This is a genomic window from Rubneribacter badeniensis (assembly GCF_002899695.1).
Lineage (GTDB): Bacteria > Actinomycetota > Coriobacteriia > Coriobacteriales > Eggerthellaceae > Rubneribacter > Rubneribacter badeniensis.
In genome coordinates, this window is record NZ_PPEL01000122.1 from 1 (window position 1) to 6,597 (window position 6,597).

Annotated in this window: 6 protein-coding genes; 2 read left to right on the plus strand and 4 right to left on the minus strand. The window is 60.8% G+C overall.

All coding sequences use genetic code 11. From position 1 onward, the window contains the following. Positions 1-474, plus strand: a 474-nt coding sequence (locus C2L80_RS14485; RefSeq protein ID WP_239939008.1) for a type II toxin-antitoxin system Phd/YefM family antitoxin, incomplete at its 5' end; no start/stop codon positions are given. Beyond that, positions 474-791, plus strand: a complete 318-nt coding sequence (locus tag C2L80_RS12755; RefSeq protein WP_087197887.1) for a type II toxin-antitoxin system RelE/ParE family toxin — start codon at positions 474-476, stop codon at positions 789-791. The genes C2L80_RS14485 and C2L80_RS12755, both read left to right, overlap by 1 nt. Before the next feature lie 15 nt (positions 792-806). Here the strand turns inward: C2L80_RS12755 and C2L80_RS12760 are convergent, their stop codons facing one another. The 4 genes from C2L80_RS12760 to C2L80_RS12775 all read right to left on the minus strand — a co-directional run bounded on the left by C2L80_RS12760 (position 807) and on the right by C2L80_RS12775 (position 6,438). Continuing rightward, positions 807-2,111 (minus strand): restriction endonuclease, encoded by a 1,305-nt coding sequence (locus tag C2L80_RS12760; protein ID WP_087197885.1) that lies wholly within the window; start codon positions 2,109-2,111, stop codon positions 807-809. 132 nt (positions 2,112-2,243) lie between these two features. Continuing rightward, positions 2,244-3,587 (minus strand): adenylosuccinate lyase, encoded by a 1,344-nt coding sequence (gene purB, locus C2L80_RS12765; protein ID WP_087197883.1) that lies wholly within the window; start codon positions 3,585-3,587, stop codon positions 2,244-2,246. Positions 3,588-4,921: 1,334 nt separating this feature from the next. Further along, positions 4,922-5,599: a potassium channel family protein gene (locus C2L80_RS12770; protein WP_087197881.1), complete on the minus strand. Its 678-nt coding sequence runs from the start codon at positions 5,597-5,599 to the stop codon at positions 4,922-4,924. 179 nt (positions 5,600-5,778) lie between these two features. Beyond that, the gene (locus C2L80_RS12775; protein WP_087197879.1) at positions 5,779-6,438 is read right to left on the minus strand and encodes a potassium channel family protein; all 660 of its coding nucleotides are present in this window, start codon (positions 6,436-6,438) and stop codon (positions 5,779-5,781) included. Positions 6,439-6,597 lie beyond the last annotated feature (159 nt).

Below are 6,597 nucleotides of genomic sequence, written 5' to 3' on the forward strand. Positions count from 1 at the left end.
CACCCCGCCCGCACGACGCTTCCGCGAACGGCGAAGCCTCCCGCCCCGTTCGCGCCTTCTCGCGAGATCCCGCAAAACTCTGCTATACCCAAAATCTTTTTGACATCTATATATGCCTTTTATATTGACATAGAAAGTATAAATAAGTATAGTTTTGGAATCGAAACCCTCGAGACAGGAGCGCTCATGCCCGCACCGCTTCCGCTTATACGCCCGATCAGCGATTTGCGCACCAACCTCAACGAGGTGTGTGACCTGGCGCGCGAAAGCCAAGAGCCCGTGTTCATGACCAAAAACGGGAAAGCGAGCCTCGTGGTGATCGACTGCAAAGCGTACGAAGAGCAGCGGCAGCACGAGCGCTCTGTGCAGAAACTACGCGAGGCCGAGATAGAGGCGCGATACCGCGAGGAAACCGTCAGCCAAGCGGAGCTGGACGAGGGGATGCAGCGCATCTTTGCCCATTGGGGCCTCTGATGCGCGAGATACGTTACCGCCCGCGAGCCACGTTCGATCTGGAATCCATCGTCGTTTACCTTGGCGAGGTGCAGAAGTCCCCCGCCTCCGCGCAGCGCACCTACCAGAGCGTCCAGGAAGCCATTGCCCTGCTAGGCGACATGCCCACCCTCGGAAAACCCTTCTCCGACGATTCCCTTGATCGAAAGAACTACCGCTCCTACCTAGCGGGTTCCTACCGCGTGTTCTACACCTTCGGCGAGGAATCCCTCACCGTCTGGCGCGTTGTCCACACCCGCCAAGACATCGACGACTACGCCTTCGTAGATTGGGAGTGAGATCGCGCGAAATCGTCAGATGCCCCGTTCGTTCCGCACCTCCCACATGAGGTCGGAATTTGCTTGCTCGTATTCGTTGAGTAGGGAGGGCAAGGCGTCGTATTCCTCGGGAGTGTAGAGCCGAACGTACCAACCGCATTGGGAGAAGTGCTCGGCCAGATCGTCTTGCAAAAAACCTTTTCCATGGCGAGCGTATATCTCGTTATGCCCCACGTACAACTCCCAATCGGAAAGCGCCTCAAGCTCCTCTCGCGAATAGTATCGGCTATCGCTGTCGGGAAGGACGTACTCCGACGAAGGTGCCAGTGCGCCCAAGCATGCCGGAACCAGTCCTCGGAGAGATATAGCCGCAGAAGACAGAGGGGCGAAGCGCATCACGATCAGTGCCAAAGCAAGAAAAACCCCGAGCAGCCCAACGCCCACCTGAAAGGGGCCCCAGAAGGCGTCACGGGAAGCCCACATCGAAACCGGAGGATACGTTCTGCAGGGAGGGAGATCGGGAGGATAATGAGAAGCGACATCTTCCATGGAGAGCCGCCACTCCCCAGGAGAAGTTCTGCGCCTCTTTTGCCGAGCTTCTTCAACCAGACGCGATAGCTGATTCCCATCCACGAGTTCCAAGTCGTCTTCGATCTCCCGAACCCATTGCCTAGCAGTCGGCAAAAACTTGCCAGTCGTGATGAAGACCATGCGATCGGCCTTGCATTTGCGATTGGCTCCGGCAAGCTTTTGCACGGGTTCACGACCGACAGACCGATCAGGAGCGTAGCATTTGCACTCGACGATCGCCGTCTTCCCGTCAGGGTACACAAGCTCTATGTCGCGTCCTTCGTCGTTCGAGCTCGGCGTGCGATGAACCTTGCAACCCATCCGCTCGTACAGCTGTGCACAGAATCCCTCGAACGCGTCTCCGGCCGATTTTTTGTCACATTTCCCCTGGGAAACACACCACTGGTAAATCGACTGAGCGTGAAAAGCCGAATCCCATTCGGCCCTCTTGCGAACAAACCGATCGTAGCCGTCTTTCTCTTCAAGGCATCGCGCAATCGAAACACCCTTTTCCCGTAACTCCTCAACAAGGCGCAGCAGGTGCCACGGGCTTGCGCATACAACAAGAAAACGCCCGACCCGCAGCTGACAAGAACCCCACTGCACGCAATTGCCGCTACGCCTTCCGTCCCTTGAGCCATCTTTGTTGGAAAATGTCCAGCGTGGGAAGTCGAGAACGAAGATGCCAGCTTCTTTTCTCCTTCTTCGCATGTGAACGCAAAAGAGAGGCGAGAGCTTTATCCCATGTTCTTTGCAAAACTCTTCGCGCATGCGTCTTCGATAAAAATCGCTTACCAGCCAAAATGCGCATACGCAGAGGGCCAGCGCTGCAAGGATCAGCAGCAGCGCCAGCCCTATCAGAAGAGCACTATCGAATACCCCCCCCCATCGCCACTCCGGGCATCAGAACTCCAACCCCTCCAAGCGGTTGAACACCACGTCTTTGCGGGTGAGGAAGTCCCACGGGTCGAAGATCTCGTCCAAAACCTCGGTAGACAGGTTCGCCTCGGGGTCGGCCTCCAAGCGCTCGCGGTAGGTGGGGCCGTCCACGGCGTTTTGGATGTCCTCCCACACCTTCATGGCGTTGCGCTGCACGATCACGTAGGCATCCTCGCGCGTGATGCCGGTGTCCACGAGCGCCAGCAGCACCTTCGAGCTGAAGATGAGGCCGCGCGTGCGCCACAGGTTGTGCTCCATCTTGGCGGGGTAGGTTTGCAAGCCGTCGAGCATCCACTGCATCTTGCCGAACATGTAGTCGAGCGCGATGAAGCTGTCGGCCAGCGCCACGCGCTCGGCGCCGGAATGCGAGATGTCGCGCTCGTACCACAGCGCCACGTCATCGAAGGCCACCTGCGCGTTGCCCTTCACCACGCGTGCGAGGCCGCACACGCGCTCGGCGGTGATGGGGTTGCGCTTGTGCGGCATGGCGCTCGAGCCCTTCTGCCCCTTCGTGAACGGCTCCTCGGCCTCGATCACGTCCGATTGCTGCAGTAACCGCACCTGCATGGCGACGCTCTCCAGCGTGGAGGCCGTCACCGCGAGGCCAGCCATGACCTGCGCGTGGCGGTCGCGCGCCAGCACCTGCGTGGACAGCGGGTCGGGCGCAAGGCCCATCTTCTCGCACACGTACTGCTCTACGAACGGATCGATGCTCGAGTACGTGCCCACCGCACCCGAGATAGCGCCCGTGGCGGCCACCTTGCGGGCCTCCTCCATGCGCGTCTGCGCGCGCTTCAGCGCCCACGCCCAGCTGCCAAACTTCATGCCAAACGTCATCGGCTCGGCATGGATGCCGTGCGTGCGGCCCACGCAGAGCGTGTCCTGGAATTCGAACGCGCGGCGCTTACACGTCTCGCCGAGCTGTTTGATGTCTTCGAGGATGATATCGATGGCTTGCGTAATCTGGTAGGAAAGCGCCGTGTCGCCCAAGTCGGACGAGGTCATACCGTAATGCACCCAACGGCTCGGCTTCTCCTGACCCTCAGGCACCTCGGCGTCGATGTATTCGGCCATGCACGTGGTGAACGCGATGACGTCGTGGTTCGTTACCTTCTCGATCTCGTCGATGCGCTCCACGGTGAAGTCGGCGTGCGCGCGGATCCACGCGGCCTCCTCCTTCGTGATGCCGGATTGCCCCAGTTCGGCTTGCGCCTCGCACGCCAGCACCTCGATCTCTTTCCAGATCTCGAACTTGTTCTGAAGCTCCCAGATGGCCCCCATCGCGGGGCGCGTGTAACGATTGATCATGGCGACTCTTCTCCTCCGGTTTCTCGATGCGTCCACTATATCGCACCGCAGGTCGCACGGGAGATTTTCCACGGAAAGCGCGGCGGGCTCGCGGACGTTGCGCAGCATGCGAAGGCCGTCCGATCCAAACGGTCGAACAACGATGTGCGGCGAACCCGACACCCGCCCCTCCCGTGCAAGCGCCTTGGAGCGAGCCGCACGCCAGAATGGGGCGTCTCTGCTAATCAAGATTGACACGAGCCCATGTTCGCTAGTCCTCGGGCCGAGCTCCCCTGACCGGGCGTTGCAGAACCCCCCCCCGTCCAGCGGGCGGGGCCTTCCGAAGCGCCGGCGGGACATTGCTCGGCGGGTCGACCCGATCCCTGCCGACCCTGGCTTGGCGCAAAGCTCGGCCCGAAACGGCAGAGATCGCGCCTTGTGCATAAGTTTCCCTCCGAAAAGGCACCCCGAGGGGCCGGCGGCGACTCCGACGGGGATTCCGAGCCGGGAAAACGTTTCCATCGGGATGGAAAGGCAGTTGACGACCTATGCGCAAGACGCGATCCGTGCCAGTTCGGCGCGATGTTTGCGTTAAGCCAGGATTGACACGAACCCACGTTCGCCAGATCCCGAGTCGGGCTCCTCTGGTCGGGCGCAGCGATCCGATCCGACCTCTGTCAACGGCGGTCACACAGAGAGCGATGAAGGCAGTAGCACAAAATCACGGTTAAGAACGATTTTTTGATTAGGATTGATTTCACGACCTGGTGTTTCCCCGAAAACGCTCCTGAGGGGAACGGAAAAATCATTCTTAACCGTGATTTTGTGCTACTGCGTCGACGCACTCTTGTTGGACAACCAGGGTTGACGCGGACAGCGTGCGTTCGTGGCAGGTTTTGACGGAAAACCGCTATCAAAGGAAGGCCAGCGCTGTCACGCACGCGTGTTTTCCCAGGTCGGCATGATCAGCGCTTTGACGCATGCGTCCACGATGGTTTCGCAATGGCGGTTTTCCGTCAAAACCTGCCACGAAACCGAGGTTCGATGGCGTGGCCCGGGGAACATCGACAGTTACGGCGCGCCAGTGCGCGGCACCCGCGCAGAACCGCATGCCGAAGCCTACGAAAGAGCGTCGAGCGCAAAGCGAAAAGCACGAAACGGGCAGCGAGACTTTAAGAAGGGACAAGAAGAAACGTCACCAATCCCGATGAGTTTTACGCATACGCAACGCAGACGCAAGGAAAGGAGCTACGGACGCAGAAGGTGGTGTACGCGCAGAAGCGGCGCACACAAGGCCAGCCAGCACGGGGCACCCCGCAGGGCACGCGCTCGGGCCGCCGCAGTCGGAAACGCCCCTACAGCCCCTTGAACAGGGCGCGCACGTCGTCGAGCACTTCGTTATCAGCCACGACGATGGCGGTGTCGCCCGCATACATGACGGTGTCGTCGTCCACCACTTCCACGTCGTCGTCATCTTTGGGAGACACGGCCACGATCATGCTCTTCGGCGGCATGGGCACCGACGACGCGAGGATGCCCGCCTCGTTGGAATGATGGCGCATGCGCGGCATCACCACCTCGATGAGCGTGACGTTGCCGCGCGTCAGCGACGAGGCCACGCTCATGCTGCCCAGCAACGTCTCCTCCTCGATGAGGTTCGCAATGAGCGTGGTGGACGACACGCACTCGATGCCCACCTCCTTGAATATGCGGAGGTTCTTCGGGCTGTTCACGCGTGCGATGCAGCGCGGCACGTTGAACACGCGCTGCGCGATCTCGCACGACACGAGGTTGTCATCGTCCTGGCCAGTGGTGGCCACGAACACGTCGGCGCGGCGAATGCCCGCGTCCTCCTGGTACTTCGAGTCGCACCCATCGCCGTGGATGACGAGGTAGCGTCCCTGCAGCACCACCGACAGGCGATCTGCCGTGGCAAGGTCCTCCTCGATCACCGCCACGTCGTTTCCGCTCGAGAGCAGCACGCTCGCAAGGTACTCGCCGATCTTGCCGCCGCCCGCGATCACAATGTACATGGCTCATCCTTTCGTGCAAATCCAACTATGCCAGCGAGGGCGGCTGCGGTGCCGAGGCTCATGAAGCGGCGCGAGCGAAGCGCGCTTCGATCCACAAGCCCGCATCTTCGCGCGAAAACCGGACGTCCCAGCCACCCGCAGCGTCGGCGGGGCCGGCAGCCGCCAAACCGCCGGAACGATCAATCCTGGATGTACCTCGAAAACGACTCGATCAGCTCGTGACGCACGCATACCAGCACCGAATCGCCGTTGTAGAGGATGGAATCGCGCGTGGGAATGGAGCTGGCCGACCCGTCGCCGCGCTCGAACGCGATGATGCGGATGTCGTGGTCGCGCTCGATCTCCGACACGCGGATGGTGCGCTTCTCCGTCCAGCTGAGGTCGAGCGAGAAACGCAGCACTTCAAACTCGCCGAACGTGTCGAGGTGCGCCCCATGTCCGGACACCACCTTGCTGAACACGTCTTCGGCCACAAGCGAGGTGCCACACACGTAGTCGATGCCCAGCTGCATGTAGGCGCGCTCGTGGTCGGGATTGTACAGGCGCGCGATGACATGCGGCACGTCGAACAGTCGGCTTGCCACCTCGGCGCACATGAGGTTCGTGTTGTCGAACTGCGTGACGGCGGCCATAACGTCGCAGTCCTCCACGCCGGCCTTCACAAGCGTCTCCTCGTCGAAGCCGACGCCCTGCACCGTGGAGCCGTTGAAGTTGCGCCCCAGGTTGGCGAACGCATCGGGGTTGCGGTCGATCACGCACACGTTGCTGCCGTTGTCGGACAGCATGTTCGCCAGCTGGGAGCCGACGCGACCGCAGCCCACGACGATCACATTGCTCATACCGGTCCTTCCGTCAGGCGCATGCGTGCGCCGTTTCCGTCCAGCGCATAGGATACTGCAATCGGTCCGCGCATGCACGGACGATGCGCGAGAACAGATGTTTCACGTGAAACATCCGCGAACAAAGAGCAGCAAAGAAGGGAAGGAGGGGTCCGGGGG

Excerpts from the sequence above, each read along its gene's own strand:
- C2L80_RS12775 (WP_087197879.1), bottom strand. The coding sequence starts at position 6,438 with ATGAGCAATGTGATCGTCGTGGGCTGCGGTCGCGTCGGCTCCCAGCTG.
- C2L80_RS12755 (WP_087197887.1), top strand. The coding sequence starts at position 474 with ATGCGCGAGATACGTTACCGCCCGCGAGCCACGTTCGATCTGGAATCC.
- purB (WP_087197883.1), bottom strand. The coding sequence starts at position 3,587 with ATGATCAATCGTTACACGCGCCCCGCGATGGGGGCCATCTGGGAGCTT.
- C2L80_RS12770 (WP_087197881.1), bottom strand. The coding sequence starts at position 5,599 with ATGTACATTGTGATCGCGGGCGGCGGCAAGATCGGCGAGTACCTTGCG.
- C2L80_RS12760 (WP_087197885.1), bottom strand. The coding sequence starts at position 2,111 with ATGCGCGAAGAGTTTTGCAAAGAACATGGGATAAAGCTCTCGCCTCTC.